Here is a 17,572-nt window from a genome sequence, read left to right as displayed (position 1 = left end):
GTGAGCCTGCAAATTCAGATGATCGGCACGGGAAGTGCTTTTTCAAAAAAATATTTCAATAACAATGCTTTAGTTACCTGTAACGATTTTGTATTATTAATAGATTGCGGAGCCACTGCTCCTAGAGCACTACATGCTTTGGATATCTCAATAGATCAGATTGACGGCCTACTTATAACCCATATTCACGCGGATCATGTAGGTGGACTTGAAGAGTTTGCCTTTCGGTTTAAATATACATACAAGAAAAAAATGAAGCTGTTCGTTCCTTCAAAGGTTCTTGAATCATTGTGGGATCATTCATTAAGAGGTGGTCTCGAGAATGAAGCTGAAGGCTTTACAAGCTTGCAAGATTACTTCGAAGTGATAACGATCGATGAAGGATCACTTACTGAAATTTCACCGGGATTCATCATCGAGACAATTCGCTCCGAACATATTCCTGACAAGCCTAGCTATTCGGTACTCTTGAACAATACCGTGTTTTACAGCGCCGATACCAAGTTCAATCTATCGCTGCTGACGAATTTATATGAAAACCAAAGATGCAAATATATTTTACACGATTGCCAGTTTTCCACTCCAGGCTTTGTACATGCCAGTCTTGAGGAGTTGATGACTCTACCCCCACATATTCAAAAAATAGTTTTATTGATGCATTATGATGATACAATGGAATTATATAAAGGAAAAACAGGCCAGATGACTTTCATCGAACAGCATACATGTTACGAATTTGATTAAACTGCCTGCTTACGGATACAGAGGATGTTTATATATGATAGGTACTCTCTCCTTCTCCCTACTCCATGAACCTATCGTAAAAAAACCTGACCTCCTGGAAGGTCAGGTTTTGTTTATTGTTCATTAAAACATCGGTAGCGAGTCCAAGTTGTTTGTAGGATCACCGTCAGCATCGCCGCGAATATAGGAATCACCGTCTCTGCCTTTGAAAACGTTTACTCCTCAATAGTACCGTTGTGAACTTCTTGAAGGGCTTGCTCGTACTGGAGTGTACGACCGCTTGAAGTTTTGAAGGCTGTTATGTCGCCATCACCGTTTTTTTGCACAGCTACAAAGGTTTCACGTTGCATGGACATATCCTCCCTTAATTGTGTTAGAAACCATCTTTGCTATTGAAATCCATGACGCAATGTTATTGTGAGCTGAATGAAAAGTTTTTATTCAGGATAAGTTCAATTCCGATTTACTAAGAAGGATTTATCAAGTCAATAGAGAATTCCATTAATATCCTTTCATTCCTAAATTATGATGAGGAGTATGAAAGCATGAGTTATAATTGGATTCTGATTACTTACACAACCATTATTTGCGCCTCTTCTATTTGGTTCCAGAAAACTTCCAATCCATGGTTACTCGTTCTTTGTGCTGTCGCTTATCTCGCTGCTCATCTCGTCGAAAAAAAATGGATAGGAGCTACATTTCTTCAATTTGGTCTGGTTATGATATTCCATTGGGTTAGTCAAATGGATTTATGCTTGCCGCTGTACATTGTTGAAATCATTAAGTCGATGTACTCGATGAAGAAGCAGAAGTCCACAGCCTCCATAAGTATTATATATACAGCAGCCTATGTTTGTATTGCTTTCACTTATTTACCTTTTACTAGTTATCGACTGTTCATCTTATTATTTTGCGCATTCAGTTGCTTGACTGTTGGCTTTTTATTTAGACGATACTTATATGTGATAGAGAGTCAGACCCTGCTTTTGGATAACGAAAAGAAGCATTTAAGCACTCACGATGCGTTGACAGGGTTATACAACTATGAGGAATGTCATCGTCAGTTAGAGCATCTAGTACAGATTCATCAATCGGTTGCGCTCGTATTGATCGATTGCAAGGATTTAAAATCATTAAATACGATCAACGGTTTTCACGGAGTGAACCGAATATTGAAGCAGGTTGCCCAACTGTTAAGGATTATGTTTCCCGAAGCCTTAGTCATCTCCCGCTACGGCGGTGATGAATTTGCCATTGTACTGGATTCCAGCGATTCCAGGCATACACAGAACTATATTTCTCAACTGATGGCCTCGGAGTTCCCTAAGCTAACAGGAATCGAAATTAACTATGGTATGGCCTTTTATCCCGATGATGGAATTTCTAAAGATGATTTGTTTTTTATAGTAGAACGCAATTTGTATACAATGAAGAGAGAATCTTGGTTAAAGCGCGAAGAACACATGCTCCGCTCCGAGAAACTTCGTGTCGTAGGTGAGCTGGCATCGGGCATGGCACATGAAATACGTAATCCGTTGACTACGATTAAAGGTTTCCTGCAGATCTCCAAATCCGATAATTTTAACATTAAACCATGGTATGATTTAATTATGGATGAAATTACGAGGATGAGTATGCTGACTGCCGAATTTCTTCAGTTCTCAAAACCGCATGCAACCCAATTCAAAGTTCATTCCATCAAGGATTGCATTCAGCGTGTCATTTCGCTTTTGGATTCGGAGACGTCTCGTCTAGGTCATCATATTGAATTTGATCCGGGCTCGGATTCGCTCCCTATGCTAATGGATCAAGATAAGATTTTGCAACTTCTTCTAAATTTGATCAAAAACGCAATCGAGGCGATGCCTGATGAAGGACTCGTTCGGATCGTGCTCACCCGTGAAAATGATCATGCGGTAATTGAAATTTCAGATACCGGGAAAGGAATTCCCGAAAATGAGCTTGATCAAATTTTCCTGCCTTTTTATACAACAAAAGAATCGGGTACTGGCTTAGGATTATCCATTTGTCATAAAATTGTACAGGATCATGAAGGAACGATGGAAGTGGAAAGTGAAATGGACAAAGGAACCAAGTTCACTATCACGGTTCCCCTTAGCCATCCGGATGCTTCACCTCAAATGAGTCTAAGTGGAAATCGCGGAACAATGTAACTATACATAAATAACCCTGTGCTGCATTATGCAGCACAGGGTTTATTAAGTTAGAAAATGATCAACTAAACCATGGCAAGAAGAATCTGCGCTTACGTGTCCGTTTTTCTAAGATGTAGCTTCCTGCCCCAATGAAGATGCCAATCAGTGCACCTCCAAGTACCTCCTGAGGCACATGCCCCAACCTTTCTTCCAGTTGTTTCTCCCTTCTCTCATGACTCAGTGTTGGGTCCTTATCCGCTAATAAGGCTACTGTATCACCAAGATCATTTACTTCTGTCGCAATAATCCCCGCCTGCCTTCGAATTCCCATCGCATCGAACATAACAATCAAACCCAGCATACTAGCTGTCGCAAAATGAATAGAGGTCACACCTCTTTTTAAAGCTACATAGGAAGCCAAAGAAGCAACGCCTGCAGAATGGGAGCTTGGCATCCCACCGGTTCGGAGCAGATTAGACCAATCCAGCCTTCCAGTTTGTTGGTAAGCCAAAGGAACCTTAGCCAGCTGAGCTAACCCGACTGTGAACAGAGCTGTTGTTAACGCACGATTCATCGTATCACCTCAGCTATATCATTTTGTATAACGGTTCGTTCTATTCATCTCAAGGCGTATCGGTTTGAACGATCCTTCCACTATCCTCTCCGTCCCACAATATAGCTACACCAAACAACTGCGGCAGCTCACTAACTGGTACGACCGGCTCCATTCCCATCTTTTTTTATTGAACGATTAAGCTTCACGCTTTTCCCATCAATCCACACATTGTCTTGATTCATCTGAACTTGCACCGAGTGTTGTTGAAATTGAACATCCAGCGGTTTATCATCCCCATTGTTTAACGAATTGTTTACATCGTCTCCTTCGGAGAACAATCTCAGAGGAATGTAATCGACGCCATTCTCGCTGTATTTGCGAATCGCATTAAATGGCTTCCCATTCAAATACATGAGAACCAAAGGCCAGTTATCCATCCCTTCGCTTTTCAGCATACTGCGCAGTCCTTGTTTATCCAAGGGAAGTGTCATAGGCTTCATCGTATTGGAGTCAGGATCATAAGAAAACCAATTGATATAGTAGGGAGTGTACATAATTTGTTTGCTTATTGGCTCCAAAGCCCAAATCTGTATATGGATATAGAAGGTTTGGAGCTCTTTCCTTAATGGACTTATATCCAGGTTGGTTTCAATCATCTTCCTGCCTTCTGATTCAAGTCCTGTCGTAATGCTAGCCGGGAGCCCGCCTTGTTCACCGAACCCTATGATATGAATGCCGTACATCACCTGCTGCTGCTCTGATGCTGCCGCTGAAGAAAAAACGATACGAAGCTGCTCCAATTCCTGACTCGTCTCGTCTTTGACCAGCTCCCACTGCTGTAGAACAGGCATTTTAAGTGGTTGTTTGATAGGTAGCCCCGCGGCGGATTGCCAATATCGGCGAACAGATGGAATGGAAAGTACAGATGGGATGTAATCATTCTCATGCCTAAGCCAATTGACTACGCCACTTGGTCTTTCCGGCATAGGTCTGGAATCAATTCCAAATAGCAGAACGTAATCCTCGGCCATAATTTCTTCCGGGTCCCACTTGTGACTGTAAGGCAATGTGCTGCCTGACCAACGAATAGGAAATCCGTCTAGCTGTCGTATTTGCGACCATTGGGAATTTGGAGTTAATTGCGCTGGATAAATCCCTTCCTTTTTCTGAAGCCAATAATAGGTAAAATGATGACCATATTCATGAATAAACGTCCGCTCTAAAGGAACGGAATCGACCTCGTATAATTCGATGCTCTTGTTCTTAATACTATAGTAACCAACACGGTAACCGCTCTTTCCTACACTCTTCTCCGGATATAAGGTCACTTGTGTCAATTGATTCAATTCTTCACCGTGCTCACATTGTATTAAAATTTCATATAAGCCTCTGAGCTTATCAGGACTCCACTTGGTACTGTAGCTTTGAAATCGAATCCCTTCAGGACTTATATAAGTAGCAGCTGGTTCTTTATCCTGAGCATAGATGATGAAAGAAAACATAAAGCAAAAACTAACCCATAAACCTATTGCTGCTACCACTTTTGTCATAAATACGCACCACCGCCTCAACTGAATGACAACGCTTTCATTAGTACTTGAGAACCATCATAGCACAAAAATGGTTCATGGTGTATAAAGTTTTTGTATGTTATTTGGTCCATATCCTTTACAATAGAGCTACGACCTATGAAGAAAGGTTTGATATAAAAATGACCCTAAATGCTAACACTCATACACAAATTGACTCCTATTTATCCGCGGCTAATTTTAATCTGTTAGAGGAAAATCTGACGTTCGAAGCCAAGATGGCCGGGAGCCATTTATTTTGGGATAGTGAGCCTGTAAACTCGTGTCTGTATGTAAAATCCGGTTTGGTTAAAGTATATAAGATGACAGAGGACGGACAAGAGCTCATCCTTCATTTGCTCCAGGCAGGAGACTTTTATATGGAAATGGGGGGAAGTGAAACACGGTATAATTGCAGTGCTGCAGTCATGGAGGACAGTGTGATCGGATTTATTACGATCAATGGTCTTGAGGAGCTCGTCGCGAGCAGCGGAAGCTTTGCCGTACAATTCATGAAATGGATGGGGCTGCTGCATCGTACTACCCAGTCCAAGTTTCGCGATCTGATGCTTTACGGTAAAAATGGCGCGTTAGCCTCTACTCTTATTCGCATGAGCAATTCTTATGGTGAGCCTTGCGAGCAAGGTATTCGTATTCAATTGAAAATGACAAAGACGGAATTAGCCAACTTGATGGGAACTACAAGAGAAGGCGTCAGTCGGATGCTGAGCGCATATCAAGAGAAAGGCGCCATCGCCTATATAGACGGGCACCTTGTTATTCGCGACTTAGCCTATCTGAGGTCTATCGTACAATGTCCGGATTGTCCGCCGGATATTTGCCGCATGTAACCCCTATAATCAGAAGCGTTAATTGACGCAAGAATTTTGCGTTATAGAGATATTGAAGTCCAACGAACGCAAGCCGCTAAGACTAACTCCAATCCACGTGATACGCTGCAGCAGCTCCACCACCCTACTCTCCTCTATCCTGATCAGCTCCGCTATAACCTCCAGACAGCTTTTGCTATACACTCCTACGAGCGGGTCAGGCTCTTCATCCAATACCGGAAGGACCGCTTGAGCTGCACTGAGCTGCTTTTTTTCCCATAGCTTCAAAATAGCGCTCGAAGAATACACATAAGGAATATGGCTGCCTGTGACAAATAATTCACAATACTTGCTTAATGTAAATGCTGCGTGCATACCGCTTAACACACCATGTCCCGGGTAATAGTCTGTAAGTATTCTTGTGGAGCGTGGAACAACCGGCAGCAACAATTTAGGTTCGTTCGTCACTATGATGATTTCCTGGCATACCTTTTGCATTTCGCGAATTTGGCATTCAATGAAAGCTTCTCCACCGATGAGACGCAGCGCCCGTGCGATACCCTTCTCCCCTCCGGCCAATATAACTCCGCTCAGCATGTGTCTTACACTTCCTTTCTTGCAAAGCCTGCCTATTGCTAATTATTACTATATCAACTTAGTACGCAAATGCATGTTACAAAAATCACAGAATTGGGCGTGTATTTAATTTAAAGCGTGATTTTTATCACATCGCCTGTGACAGTAATCCTTTATGGTTATAGCATAAGGAAACGGCACGATATGGCTAGGAGGAAAATCACATGCTGCACTGCGCACTTAAAGTGGATGGCGTTCATAATACAGATTGTTTTTCGGAGGATAATTTAACAAAGCTGAAGGAGATCATGTATGAGCAAAAGGTCACTTCAGGTGCATACTTGTTCTGGGAAGGGGATACTGCTGATAAGCTGTATTTCATGATCCAAGGAAGCGTTAAAATTACAAAAACGAGCGATGAAGGAAAGAGCTTTATCTTATACATGTACGGAGAAGGGGATTTATTCGGTCAGCTGGACCCTTTTCATCAATCGGTCAATAGCTTTAATGCAGAGGTAATGGAAGATAGCATTATTGGAGTCATTCAACAGAAGGACCTGGAGACGCTGTTGTGGCAGCACGGAGATCTGGCTATTGAATTCATGAAGTGGATGGGACTCATGCATCGGATGACGCAGACGAAATTTCGTGATTTGATGATGTTCGGTAAGCCTGGTGCACTATGCTCGACTTTGATACGGTTAAGTAACTCTTATGGTCAAGCAAGCGAAAAGCAAATTCTCATTACAAAAAAATTGACAAATAGCGAGCTCGCCGATATGATAGGCGCAACCCGCGAAAGTGTCAATCGTATGCTTAGCGAGCTTAAGAAGCTGGGTATCATTTCAATGGAAAACAGCTACATTATCATTGAAAATATGGATTACCTAAAAAACGTATGCCAATGTGAAAATTGCCCCAAGGATATGTGTCGGATTTAGACCCGAGTCAGCATCGAGATAGGAAAGCTGGCCTCCGGGTCTTTTCCCATTTTGCCCCAGCCCATCATTCCGTTGATATATTCCAGCTCGAATGGTTCCTCATATCCATCGACAGTGTAAAGTCCAGGTACGAACTCGCCCGGATTTAGCGTGTAAGCTTTTGCAGTATAATATTTGCGCTCCAGCAAATCTTTCTGACTAGGAAACTCGACATTCTTCATCGCCTCAAGAATTTCTGACATTTCCGCTTCAAGCTCTTCAGGAGACATTTGGCTGTACAGCTTCTTCATCCACTCACCCCCATTGTTTTTTGCAGAGCTCCAGAAGCCTTTCCTGATTCTGCTCCAACCATGTATAGACTTGGCTCAACTGAACTAAATACCGGTTTACGTCCTGCTCTTCATCCAGTCCATCCCAATGTCTTCCGAGAAAATGAATGCAAAGCACCATGCTGCGAAGCAATATTAACTGCGGTAAGGCTTCGATCTCATCTCCGTTCAAACGAGCTGCTTGTCCGTAACCTAATATGAAAGATTCAACCAGACTCCAGCTGTTCTCATCCTCATGTCGAACAAGTTCGCATAGAAATACTGCAGCATCCATTGCACGCAAGTCTGGTGTAACGAATTCAAAATCAAGCACTCCGGAAATCTCATCTCCATCAACAAGTACATTACCTGCCACGATATCGGAGTGCGTCAATTGAACAGGAAGGCGGCATAAAGCAGGAATGTCGTTCAGCAACCGATCTATTCCACTGCTTAGCAGATGAATTTCATTGTGCAACGGTCCGTCGCTCATTTCTTTCATCCAAGTATCCAGTCTTTCCTTAGTCACTAATGGATGAACCTCATACAGCTCGTAATAAGGTTCGTAGGCTGCATCTATATCCAACTGTATTTTGGACAATGCATCCGTCAATTCTCCCATAGCCCGCCCAATCGCAGCTACGTGATGGAGATCCGTCATATTAGCACGTTCACCTTCAATATACTCGAAGACAACCGCAATTTTTCCAGACACAGTGACTACATAAGGGCTCCCCTTTAAAGTACTTAAAGGTTTAGGGACGCGATAGGATAGCTTCACTCGCTGTAGCTGCTGCAGCACGGTGCTTTCGTACATGATTTTGTTCATGTCTTCATGATTGTCATAGATTCGTAGTACGAATGTGCCCATGGGTGTATAAACAAACCGTGTCGTATTATTGACGCCGCTTTCCTTAGCCTCAACCCGCCACTGCCCATCTTCAAAATAACATTCTAGAACTTCTGTAATTATGTCTTCTAAATCATTTTTCATTGGAAACTGCTCCTCGTATTATGCCTGACCTTGATGTAATGAGATTATTCGCGAAAACTGCCGGAAAAGCCGGCTGTAATATATTTCTTATCCTGATCTGTCATCCACACCCAACATTTGAACGTTTGGTTAGCGGACTCCAGATGATCATGTATATCCTTCAAGCCAAGTACTGCTGGCTCCATCCCATACTGACCAAATGCTTGGAACAAAAAGTGAACTCTCTGCTCCTCCGTTTTCAACTGATACAAACTCTCTAGTAAGCTCTCGTGTTGCTCATCCAATCGTATCATATCCGACCACATAACAAGCTTTCCATCTGGCTTCAATAGGGACATCAGCAGCTTATTATAGTCCGTGATGAGACTGTTGCGAAGGTAAGCTAATGCTTCTAACACTACCCTCACTTCTGATTCAGCATATTGATCCGCGTAACCGGCAAATTGCGTCAATGCATGGATGTAAAACAGTTGTGTATGTACGGAAGATGACACAACAAGAGCGAAGCTTCTTTTCCACTGAGGAAAAGCTTCGCGATGACGAACACGAAACGCACAATCTTTTATATAAGCCGCCATGTCAGCTGCGGGAGCTTGATTTAGCAGCATTTCCTCCCAAGTCTCATAAAACTGTACTTGATCCAGGCAAGTATAATCTACGTTAGTGATGGACTTTATTTTACTAGCAAGCAACCCACCATTGGAATCTATAATTTCTTCCAAAGCATTTGGCTCTGTATCAAGCACTGTAACATGCATAAAATGGTTGGCAAGCTCCGGCAGATCCAAATCTCCGTGTGTTCCCGCTCCTAGCACAACTGCTTTATCCTTAACCTGCAGCTGCTCAAGAGCTTGATTCATGAGCTGGCGAATATGAAAACGATGAGTCCCCCATTCCTTACTTCCCCAATCGACCGCATCATCTTGGGCTTGCTCCTGATGCACTTGCAGTTGAATAGGTTGAAACGACCGTTGAAACTCCCTCATCCTGTACCTTCTTTCACTAGGTTGGTATCCTAGTATTATAGCACATGGTACCGTCCTGCGTGCTGCAAACTTCATCACAATACTATGAAGAAGCTTGTTCATATTTTTTTAATAAAAACAGTTGACATTGATAAAACAACTTGGTATATTATTACTTGTCGCTAATGAAGCGGCCAACATAATAAGACTTGTTAGCTCAGCGGGAGAGCACTATCTTGACAGGGTAGGGGTCGCTGGTTCGAACCCAGCACAGGTCATACTAGGAAGCCTTGATAATCAAGGCTTTTTTATTTTTTAAAACTCAATGCTCCCACCAGATAAAACTTAGTGATACGAATTTGATACGAATCGACTTCCGGTATTGAATGATATGATTTCTACTGAAAACAAAAAAACAAGCAGTTAGATAATCTCTACTTGTTTTTGAAAAATATCGATCTTTGTTCCCTCTAACCAGTTCCTGAATACGTCATCGAACATATACGACTCCGTCCCTCGACCAGCTAACTGGCTCGATCCGTTCGGGTGGTACTTTTGTCATATGGTTCAATGGATCGTAACTAAGTCCGCAGTCGATCGACCCCTTCATTTTCGAGTTTACGCATGGTTACAACTTCTTCTTCCAGGTATCCGATAGCTCGACCATTGCCACTACCTTGTATAAAAGGACAGTCTTTACAAGGCTTCTTGAGGTTGAATTTCATACAAACCCCCTCCCATGTCCTGCTTATCTCCTCCCCCATTCGGGGGATTTTTTTAAAAAATTTCTGATGTTAAAATGATATTACTAGAGGTGATATTTTGAGAATAAAAATTGATATTCGATTTATCTGTAAACAGTTGAACATCGAGATTAAAAAAGTTTTATACTTGATTTCCCCCGCCAATGAGATCAGATGGGCCCTACTTCATATGGGCTCTTTTTTGATTCTGATAATCTTAAATTTTCAAGTATCATCCGTAACTAATTAAGTTAACCTGCATATGATTTCATTGATGGAGCGTGAAAAAATGGATGCAATCGGTTTATTTATTATCGCTACTCTTGGTTGCTTTGTTCTGATATTGTTTAAAATGTTTTTAAAATGGATGATTTTTGATGTCCTCTCCGGAAAAGGGGAAGACACACTTAGTATAAGGTTCTCTAAATTTTCAATGCTTCTATACTTTGTTATAGCTTTAGTCATAGCTTCATACTTTTTATATTTTCGTTAGAAACGCCATCTAAATTTCTCATATTCAGTCCTGCTCGTCGCTTGTGATAGCTGATATTCAAGAACCTTTTGGTCAATAGAACTATATATTAGCGCCATTGGAAAGTAGAAAATCATGAAACATACATAGTATAAAATAAGAAATATGGATGATTTTCTCACAATTTAATCCAATACCGTTTTATCACATTTCCGTTTTCCTCTACATAACTCGTATCCTGTACGCCACCATTGTTCAAAATCGTTTTCTCTGAGGCCACATTTCCTTCATCACAGACGACAAGGACTTTATTAATGCCCAATTCTTTCGTCTTTTCCAAGGCAAGGAATAATAATTTGGTAGCATAGCCGTTTCGACGTTCTGAGGGGCGAATTCCATACCCAATGTGACCACCGCAATGGAGCAGTTGTTCCGTTAATCGATGCCTAATGTTGACAGCACCAATGACTTTATTATTTTCGCTGACTAGCCAAAACGTTGAATCAGGAACCCAACCTTCAGGTAAATGCTCACCTTTTTCATTGTTAAGCAAAAATTGTACCATGCCTTGAAAATCGGAAGGGTCTTTACTTATCACCCAAGGAACCATCGATTCTCCGCTTTGCTTCCACTCTTGATAAAAATCCATATATTCATTTTGTAAATCCAAGCAAGGTTTCACTAAATATACATGCTCCGTGGTGATCTCCCCCTGTGCTTCATTCATAAGTTCCGACTATATCATTTCAAAGCCATGCTCATTCGGATCGATTCTATCGAATCTTAACCAACTCATCTCCTCGAGATTGAGCAACTGCTTAAATTCTTCAACAATCACTTGTTTATTATCATATAGTAGATAGGTATTGGCATTTAATAATTGGTCCAATCCCTCTAAGACTTCCTCCGAAACATCAAATAAGTGGAAATCCTCAATATGTACGGATTCAAAAAGCTGACTCACTGCAGCTTCATAAAAAGCATGGTCCCGCAGTTGCTCTCGAATCTCCTCTGCAATCCTTTGCCCTTCCTGCTCTTCATATAAAAATGCCACGATATGATCTATCTCTGGATAGCGTTCTCCTGCAATTTTAAATAGCAGCTCCGTTTCCATCTCGTACGGAATATGCAAAAAAGACTTCCGATCCCCTCGGTTCCATATCTCATAACCCCAGCAATGATCCTCCAGATTGTAAAAGTACAGGACGGGGCACTCGTTGGATATATTTATCATATAGGAAGAAGAACCCATTTCACTGTCTTGATCTGTAAAAAAAGCTATCCATTCCTCATTCAACTGACATACAGCAGTCCCTTTAGGAAAAACATGCTGAAGCCTGTTTTTATGTTGAACACTCGCTATATTTCCATATGTAAATTCACTCATCTATTGTCTCCTATACCGTATATTTCACCGTTCAGCGACCACTGCAAAATACAAGGGCAACCATCCTAGTCTCATCATGTTCCTCTCCGTATAAAATTGAATATTCACAAAGCCGAGCGCATTCAATATGCTTTTGACACGCCGAATGGTAAGAACATGTGCTCTCGAACGAGAATGTTGAACTTTTGAAGTGCTGCTGTATCGATTCTGTTTTTGCAGTATAAAGTTCAAAAGCTGCTTACTAAAAACCCCATTTCTAGTAAAAAGATAATCATAAATGTAACCGGTCCCATGAACCAATAGAAAAAGCTTACCCTGAGGCAGGAGCACACGAGACATCTCTCGCAGAGCCACCTCTTCGTTCAAGTATTGCAACGCAACCCGACAGATCGCCATATCAACGGATTCGTCATCCAACGGGATCGTATGCGCATCGGCAACCTTTGTGACAACTTTAGTACCACTACCGTTCAGTTCATTGAATACAGAGCGAAGCAGCTCCACCTGGTATTCGTCAGAATCTACTCCATATATATTGTGAGGCTGGTGCTGACGCAGCGCATGAATAGTAGCTCCCCCGCCACAGCATAAATCCAAAATGCGCTTCCGATCCCAAGCCTGCATCACAAGCAGCTTATCAAAATAATCAGGCTCTACAGTTTGACGATAATACTCATAACAAGTATAGCCAAATCGGTCGTCCGGGAGCTTGAAATCTGCCGATAGAACGCCCATCTCAACTAAATCCTTCAGATCTCTATCATCGGGAACGCTTAAAGAAGCTTTTTTTATCCCAATCTCTTTGCAATAGATAGCGGTTACATTACGTAAGAGTTGCTCATTTAAAAGTATCTCAGCTCTTATATCCACAACAGCTTACTTCCCCTCAAAAATATGCGAGTGGTACTCTCGAATGGACGTACAGGTAAAGTTAGTCAGCAAGCGATTTAGTTTCTTTGTTGTGTGCTTCAATCCATAGTAGCGCCTAATGCTATTGATCCATGATGTATTAAAAATTTGCGGCTGTCCTTCATCTAAATCATATGGATGAATATAGAAGATAAACGAGCCTTGATTTTTAACGATCCTGTTAGCTCCGCTGTCAAATAACCAATAAGGATAGAGCCGAAAATAACCACCACCACCCCACGGGATGTTAAATGGTCCCAGATATAAAACGGGCATCGGAATCTCCCATAGCTTTTGTTTTAATTTAAATGGGGTAAGCCATGTCGGAGCGAGATTAAACTTGGAATAAAGCGAATTTAACGTATTTGGAATTATACTCGCATCATAGACAAAGCCTTCCTCAACTAAAATGTCCAATGCAGATAGCGTAATAGAAAAACAAGGAGCTCGATAGCCATAAACCTGCGTCCCTGTAAGATGCTCTAAAATATGCTTGGACTTTCGAATATCCGCTCTGAACTCTTGCGCAGACTGTTGGTAAACCAAACGGTGAGAGTATCCATGTGAGGCTATTTCATGGCCTCTCCGAGCTATTTCTTTAATTAAATTCGGTCTTCTCTCAGCTATCCATCCCAGTATAAAAAAAGTTCCTGTAGAATTCCTTTCGTCCAACAGGTCTAATATGTCATAAATCGGTCGCTCCAACCTAATTTCGTACTGTTCCCAATCATCAAGCGATAACTCCGGGCTGCAAAACCAATCCTCTACATCGACAGTAAACGCCATTCTCAATCTACTACACCTCTTTTACTATGCAGGAATTGGAATGCTTTCATCTACCATTTAGGAAGATCCCCTGGTCTGCTTATGCACCCTTTATCTATATCCTTACAATATTATCATTATTTTCCCATTTTCAAAAGATATTTTCTATAATCCTATTCTCTTAACTGGATACAAAAAAAAGAATGCAAGTGAACGTACCAACCGCATTCATGTTTGATATGAACTATATGAATAACTTACTCGTAGTATAATTTAGAATTGCTAAGACCATCCCTGCGGCTTCGTCTTCGGTTTCTTTTTGTAACGAAGATACCGTTTTAAAATACTCTGTTCTTGTTTATTGCTCATCATTCGTTTGATATTGCGCATTAATTTATTAAGTCTAAGCGTTTCTTGATCTTCTGTCTTAAATAAGGGCATTTTTCTATCGCTGTGCATCTGTGCTGTTAATCCACCTTTTGCAGAAGTGTTGTTATTGATAAGTATAAAACGGTACATAATAAAATCAATCCTATAACATTCCAAATAAGTAGCATAGGAACACTCCCCTCTCTGTCTGTTACCATTATACTATACTTTGGAAGTTTTTGTCGAATTATGTAGTTACAATTACCTAATTATTTTTCATTATCGTAGCCCGCAAGGACTAACAACTCTGAAATAGGTTCGTATCTTAAAGCATTAGCTAAAGCTATCACCGTCTCTCGGGATGGCTGATATCTCCCGTTCTCAATGGAGTTTAAGATCGAATAGCTTACACCGGCTTTCTCGCCAAGCTTCCGTAATGTAATATCTTGCTGCATCCGCAGCTGCTTAAGTCTGACTCTGAACTTTGTTTCTATCATGGTTCATACTCCCTTATTTGTGTCGTTCCCTAAATATATCTCATTTGGGATTACAAATAAAATAGTACGATCAAGTCCAATAATTAAGCACTCTGGAGAATTTTGTTCTCCAAGTTTGTTCGTATCATATGAATTCTTTGTCTCACGTAAAAATCATAAGCGGCTCCCTTCAGCTCTTTGAGAGGGATGTGAAGCTCCGTATCATTATCGATAATGGTTAACGAACCGTCATCGAAAAATTTGAAAGTGAGATCAGCCCAGTGCGTACCGGCTGCGTCAAGGATTTTTTCGATTTGACTATCACTTAAATAACTACTATGGCTTACCATCATCGTTCTATAATAGTCACGCTCAATAAATCTTACTTTTGTCGAATTCATAGCTTACACCCCTCTCAAAAATAGGAACACTAGTTCTATATCTCTATTATAGCAAACATTTGTTCGTAGTCAATATATTGCAAGCAAATTTGTTCCAAAAAAATAGACTCATTCCTTCAACAGGAACAAGTCTATCTATGATTTTTCGTAAGGATAATAGATCGATAGCATAACTATGTACTTAAAATTTAGTAAGCGATTTATGCAAATAATAATACAAACGATGATCTATCAAATCCATATGTTCCTTGCCCACATACTTCTCCAGGTCCTTGTAATCAACGGAATCGCCCTCAATCTCACGTGCAACATTTAAGTCGAACGTTTCATATTGATACTTGGCTTGAGTAACAATAAAACTTGCATCCGGTTTAATATAAATTTCTTTGGCACAATCCTCACTAAGCGTGACAACTGTCAAATAACAGCATTTTGTTTTGAGCCGCGGATCGGTTACCCGTGTATTCAACACATTTCCCTCCACTAATGGATAAGAAAAAGGAGTGTTCATCACTACGCGTCTTAAAGTTCTTTCATCCATTCTGAAATCCTCCGATGTCTTGGATTACCTGCACTTGCACTGATTACCATATTATCACAGTCTTCAGAAGAATGCTTCCATTTTAATATATTCCTATCTGAATACCCTTGTCTTTCTCACAGCAAAAAAAAGCCCGCAGCTTCACGGACCTTCTCACCTGACTCGTTTAGACATAAGCCCTTCCTTTCGTTAAAATACATGGAACCCCTTTACCGATCGCCCCCGGCTGGGACATTTTCTCCAAATATCGCAGTCCGCGTTCGCATTTTCTGCAGCGGCTGCACACATCTGAAGTCACGATTTTCATGTTGAACTTATTTTTATCGATGCTTGAGACGGGGGTGTTTTTCTTTTTGACTTTTTTGCCACTCATAGCGTTCACCTCAACACGTTTGGTTGATGTATACTATGTAGGCGGCAGTCGTATTGTACCCGTTACAAGCATCAATGGATCATTATTTTCAAGCTTGAACTGTTGCTTCAGTCAAAGGGACATAGAACATATGTTCTAATTATAGTCAGATTACACCTTATGTATTCAATGGTAAATGTTGTGCAGTCGATTTGTTCTCCAGACAATGAAAAAAAGCCGTGTTCTTCAAACGAAGATCACGACCAATGTAAGTGCATTTAAAGCGTTCTTGCTTGACCACCCGGTTTACGTGGCGCAGGCGCTCCTACGATCAACCGTCCAATGTTAAACTTACTAAGAACTACAGTGAGCAGTAACGACAGCACAGTGCAAATAACGAAGGCTACGACCGTTCGAACGGAAATGTTTCCTCCAAGAACCAAACGATCCGATAATCCAGTTGCAAAAGTGAGCATAAGCGCATGAGCCAGATACGCTCCATAGGAATGTTTACCCAAATAGCTAAACGTACTTCGAAGGCGCTCGCTTGTCCCATCATGCAGCACTACTGCAGCTATACTCATTGCAATAACGGACAACATCAGGAAAACAGCCATAAAAGGCTGCACCAGCAGCGTATCATTGTACTGAATCACATAACCTGTACTCGTTTGAAAGCTCCGTACAATCTTGTAGAAGAGTACCATAGAGCAAAGGAGATATAAACTGATCCATAGCCATTTCGTTTTCATCATCCATTGCTTCCATACTTGTACATTTAATCCAGCCGCGGCTCCCATAATAAAATAGATACAGAAATAAAGTGCATTACGATCCGCATATTCTGTGAAAAGCGGAGTGATGACCGGCACATGCATCCCTTCGGCTACAGAGCCTATACTGCCTACTTCCGTAGTTAAGGCCACATAAGCTACACAGAGGAGGACAAAACCAACTCTAAGCATCCAAGGCTTCGTTCGGCCCCAGAACCACAGTACGCCGCTTTGAATGAAAGGAAATAATAAGTACAGCTGAATACTCATTACGACATACCATAGGTGATAGGAGGCTTTTCCCGTAAACCAATCGAGCAGGATTCGCTTACACTCCATCCAAAATGAAGTTCCGGTCTCCCCAAAAAAAATCGCATATACCGTCGACCAGATGATATATGGCAATACGATATCTTTAAACCTTTTGCGTACGAACGGCACGAAAGAAACTTTTTCTCTATAGTTGTAAAACAAGACTAGTCCAGTAATAAAAATAAACATGGGCACCGCGAACTTAGCTGCAATTAGCAGCAATGCCAGCACAGCGCCATTTTCCAAGCCAGTCTCAGGTAAATAAGCGTAGTGTCCAATTGAATGCTGCAGCACAACCGCCAAAAAGGCAAAGCCTCGTAAATATTGAATTTCTTCGATTCTTGCTTGCTTAGCCAAGGTCTTTCACTCCTATTGGTTGCTTGCGGTTTGTGAAAAACCAGCTTTTCTAGTATATCATAATTTCAGTTCTCATA

At 41.3% G+C, this 17,572-nt stretch carries 20 protein-coding genes, 1 tRNA gene and 1 pseudogene; 5 read left to right on the top strand and 17 right to left on the bottom strand.

Annotation, left to right across the window (positions count from 1 at the left end; genetic code table 11):
- Window positions 1-744 (top strand): MBL fold metallo-hydrolase, encoded by a 744-nt coding sequence (locus QMA13_RS12150; protein WP_282941645.1) that lies wholly within the window; start codon window positions 1-3, stop codon window positions 742-744.
- A 123-nt stretch (window positions 745-867) separates the two neighbouring features.
- Here QMA13_RS12150 and QMA13_RS12145 read toward each other — a convergent pair.
- Window positions 868-1,100: pseudogene (locus QMA13_RS12145) on the bottom strand (DUF3892 domain-containing protein).
- Between the two features lie 189 nt (window positions 1,101-1,289).
- Here QMA13_RS12145 and QMA13_RS12140 point away from each other — a divergent pair.
- Window positions 1,290-2,918: an ATP-binding protein gene (locus tag QMA13_RS12140; RefSeq protein ID WP_282941643.1), complete on the top strand. Its 1,629-nt coding sequence runs from the start codon at window positions 1,290-1,292 to the stop codon at window positions 2,916-2,918.
- Between the two features lie 61 nt (window positions 2,919-2,979).
- On the opposite strand, the gene QMA13_RS12135 is transcribed toward QMA13_RS12140, so the two are convergent.
- Together QMA13_RS12135 and QMA13_RS12130 are read right to left on the bottom strand one after the other, a co-directional pair.
- The gene (locus QMA13_RS12135) at window positions 2,980-3,474 is read right to left on the bottom strand and encodes a divergent PAP2 family protein (protein ID WP_282941641.1); all 495 of its coding nucleotides are present in this window, start codon (window positions 3,472-3,474) and stop codon (window positions 2,980-2,982) included.
- Between the two features lie 131 nt (window positions 3,475-3,605).
- Window positions 3,606-5,006 (bottom strand): hypothetical protein, encoded by a 1,401-nt coding sequence (locus QMA13_RS12130; RefSeq protein ID WP_282941640.1) that lies wholly within the window; start codon window positions 5,004-5,006, stop codon window positions 3,606-3,608.
- 47 nt (window positions 5,007-5,053) lie between these two features.
- Here QMA13_RS12130 and QMA13_RS12125 point away from each other — a divergent pair, with 47 nt between their 5' ends.
- Window positions 5,054-5,875: a Crp/Fnr family transcriptional regulator gene (locus QMA13_RS12125; RefSeq protein WP_282941639.1), complete on the top strand. Its 822-nt coding sequence runs from the start codon at window positions 5,054-5,056 to the stop codon at window positions 5,873-5,875.
- Between the two features lie 18 nt (window positions 5,876-5,893).
- Here QMA13_RS12125 and mobA read toward each other — a convergent pair whose 3' ends face one another.
- Window positions 5,894-6,451, bottom strand: coding sequence for a molybdenum cofactor guanylyltransferase (gene mobA / locus QMA13_RS12120; RefSeq protein ID WP_282941638.1), 558 nt, complete (start codon window positions 6,449-6,451; stop codon window positions 5,894-5,896).
- A gap of 203 nt (window positions 6,452-6,654) precedes the next feature.
- On the opposite strand from mobA, the gene QMA13_RS12115 reads away from it, so the two are divergent.
- Complete coding sequence (locus tag QMA13_RS12115; RefSeq protein ID WP_282941636.1) at window positions 6,655-7,371, top strand: Crp/Fnr family transcriptional regulator; 717 nt, start codon at window positions 6,655-6,657, stop codon at window positions 7,369-7,371.
- Here QMA13_RS12115 and QMA13_RS12110 read toward each other — a convergent pair.
- From QMA13_RS12110 to QMA13_RS12100, 3 genes are read right to left on the bottom strand one after another with little or no spacing between them, the layout of a single operon-like run.
- Window positions 7,368-7,661, bottom strand: coding sequence for a DUF1811 family protein (locus tag QMA13_RS12110; protein ID WP_282941634.1), 294 nt, complete (start codon window positions 7,659-7,661; stop codon window positions 7,368-7,370). The genes QMA13_RS12115 and QMA13_RS12110 overlap by 4 nt on opposite strands.
- 4 nt (window positions 7,662-7,665) lie before the next feature.
- Window positions 7,666-8,673 (bottom strand): phosphotransferase, encoded by a 1,008-nt coding sequence (locus QMA13_RS12105; protein ID WP_282941633.1) that lies wholly within the window; start codon window positions 8,671-8,673, stop codon window positions 7,666-7,668.
- Between the two features lie 44 nt (window positions 8,674-8,717).
- Window positions 8,718-9,659: a hypothetical protein gene (locus QMA13_RS12100; RefSeq protein WP_282941631.1), complete on the bottom strand. Its 942-nt coding sequence runs from the start codon at window positions 9,657-9,659 to the stop codon at window positions 8,718-8,720.
- A 185-nt stretch (window positions 9,660-9,844) separates the two neighbouring features.
- Here QMA13_RS12100 and QMA13_RS12095 point away from each other — a divergent pair.
- Window positions 9,845-9,916, top strand: a tRNA-Val gene (locus tag QMA13_RS12095).
- A 1,115-nt stretch (window positions 9,917-11,031) separates the two neighbouring features.
- Here the strand turns inward: QMA13_RS12095 and QMA13_RS12090 are convergent.
- From QMA13_RS12090 to QMA13_RS12045, 10 genes are all read right to left on the bottom strand, one after another.
- Complete coding sequence (locus QMA13_RS12090; RefSeq protein ID WP_282941630.1) at window positions 11,032-11,580, bottom strand: GNAT family N-acetyltransferase; 549 nt, start codon at window positions 11,578-11,580, stop codon at window positions 11,032-11,034.
- 9 nt (window positions 11,581-11,589) lie between these two features.
- Window positions 11,590-11,967, bottom strand: coding sequence for a hypothetical protein (locus tag QMA13_RS12085; protein ID WP_282941628.1), 378 nt, complete (start codon window positions 11,965-11,967; stop codon window positions 11,590-11,592).
- 297 nt (window positions 11,968-12,264) lie between these two features.
- On the bottom strand, window positions 12,265-13,110 hold the full coding sequence (locus tag QMA13_RS12080) for a class I SAM-dependent methyltransferase (RefSeq protein ID WP_282941627.1): 846 nt from the start codon (window positions 13,108-13,110) through the stop codon (window positions 12,265-12,267).
- A 6-nt stretch (window positions 13,111-13,116) separates the two neighbouring features.
- The gene (locus QMA13_RS12075; protein ID WP_282943381.1) at window positions 13,117-13,935 is read right to left on the bottom strand and encodes a polysaccharide deacetylase family protein; all 819 of its coding nucleotides are present in this window, start codon (window positions 13,933-13,935) and stop codon (window positions 13,117-13,119) included.
- 261 nt (window positions 13,936-14,196) lie between these two features.
- Window positions 14,197-14,460, bottom strand: a complete 264-nt coding sequence (locus QMA13_RS12070; protein ID WP_282941626.1) for a hypothetical protein — start codon at window positions 14,458-14,460, stop codon at window positions 14,197-14,199.
- Between the two features lie 92 nt (window positions 14,461-14,552).
- Window positions 14,553-14,780 carry a helix-turn-helix domain-containing protein gene (locus tag QMA13_RS12065; RefSeq protein WP_282941625.1) on the bottom strand — a complete coding sequence of 76 codons (228 nt, stop codon included), beginning with the start codon at window positions 14,778-14,780 and terminating at the stop codon, window positions 14,553-14,555.
- 83 nt (window positions 14,781-14,863) lie between these two features.
- Entirely contained in the window at window positions 14,864-15,160 is a 297-nt protein-coding gene (locus QMA13_RS12060) for a hypothetical protein (RefSeq protein WP_282941623.1), read from the bottom strand.
- Window positions 15,161-15,341: 181 nt separating this feature from the next.
- Window positions 15,342-15,701: a hypothetical protein gene (locus QMA13_RS12055; protein ID WP_282941621.1), complete on the bottom strand. Its 360-nt coding sequence runs from the start codon at window positions 15,699-15,701 to the stop codon at window positions 15,342-15,344.
- A 166-nt stretch (window positions 15,702-15,867) separates the two neighbouring features.
- Window positions 15,868-16,074, bottom strand: coding sequence for a hypothetical protein (locus QMA13_RS12050; RefSeq protein WP_282941618.1), 207 nt, complete (start codon window positions 16,072-16,074; stop codon window positions 15,868-15,870).
- A gap of 257 nt (window positions 16,075-16,331) precedes the next feature.
- A complete protein-coding gene (locus tag QMA13_RS12045; RefSeq protein WP_282941617.1) occupies window positions 16,332-17,495 on the bottom strand; it encodes an acyltransferase in 1,164 nt (387 codons plus the stop codon).
- Between the last annotated feature and the right edge of the window lie 77 nt (window positions 17,496-17,572).

Origin of the sequence: Paenibacillus sp. RC67, from assembly GCF_030020805.1 — a bacterium.
Lineage (GTDB): Bacteria > Bacillota > Bacilli > Paenibacillales > NBRC-103111 > Paenibacillus_S.
Note: the sequence above shows the minus strand (reverse complement) of the source record. Positions and strands in the feature narration are given on the sequence as shown.

What these genes read in the sequence shown, in the direction of transcription:
- QMA13_RS12140 (WP_282941643.1), top strand. Translation starts at nt 1,290, where the DNA reads ATGAGTTATAATTGGATTCTGATTACTTACACAACCATTATTTGCGCC.
- QMA13_RS12135 (WP_282941641.1), bottom strand. Translation starts at nt 3,474, where the DNA reads ATGAATCGTGCGTTAACAACAGCTCTGTTCACAGTCGGGTTAGCTCAG.
- QMA13_RS12130 (WP_282941640.1), bottom strand. Translation starts at nt 5,006, where the DNA reads ATGACAAAAGTGGTAGCAGCAATAGGTTTATGGGTTAGTTTTTGCTTT.
- mobA (WP_282941638.1), bottom strand. Translation starts at nt 6,451, where the DNA reads ATGCTGAGCGGAGTTATATTGGCCGGAGGGGAGAAGGGTATCGCACGG.
- QMA13_RS12115 (WP_282941636.1), top strand. Translation starts at nt 6,655, where the DNA reads ATGCTGCACTGCGCACTTAAAGTGGATGGCGTTCATAATACAGATTGT.
- QMA13_RS12110 (WP_282941634.1), bottom strand. Translation starts at nt 7,661, where the DNA reads ATGAAGAAGCTGTACAGCCAAATGTCTCCTGAAGAGCTTGAAGCGGAA.
- QMA13_RS12105 (WP_282941633.1), bottom strand. Translation starts at nt 8,673, where the DNA reads ATGAAAAATGATTTAGAAGACATAATTACAGAAGTTCTAGAATGTTAT.
- QMA13_RS12100 (WP_282941631.1), bottom strand. Translation starts at nt 9,659, where the DNA reads ATGAGGGAGTTTCAACGGTCGTTTCAACCTATTCAACTGCAAGTGCAT.
- QMA13_RS12090 (WP_282941630.1), bottom strand. Translation starts at nt 11,580, where the DNA reads ATGAATGAAGCACAGGGGGAGATCACCACGGAGCATGTATATTTAGTG.
- QMA13_RS12085 (WP_282941628.1), bottom strand. Translation starts at nt 11,967, where the DNA reads ATGGAAACGGAGCTGCTATTTAAAATTGCAGGAGAACGCTATCCAGAG.
- QMA13_RS12075 (WP_282943381.1), bottom strand. Translation starts at nt 13,935, where the DNA reads ATGGCGTTTACTGTCGATGTAGAGGATTGGTTTTGCAGCCCGGAGTTA.
- QMA13_RS12065 (WP_282941625.1), bottom strand. Translation starts at nt 14,780, where the DNA reads ATGATAGAAACAAAGTTCAGAGTCAGACTTAAGCAGCTGCGGATGCAG.
- QMA13_RS12060 (WP_282941623.1), bottom strand. Translation starts at nt 15,160, where the DNA reads ATGAATTCGACAAAAGTAAGATTTATTGAGCGTGACTATTATAGAACG.
- QMA13_RS12055 (WP_282941621.1), bottom strand. Translation starts at nt 15,701, where the DNA reads ATGGATGAAAGAACTTTAAGACGCGTAGTGATGAACACTCCTTTTTCT.
- QMA13_RS12050 (WP_282941618.1), bottom strand. Translation starts at nt 16,074, where the DNA reads ATGAGTGGCAAAAAAGTCAAAAAGAAAAACACCCCCGTCTCAAGCATC.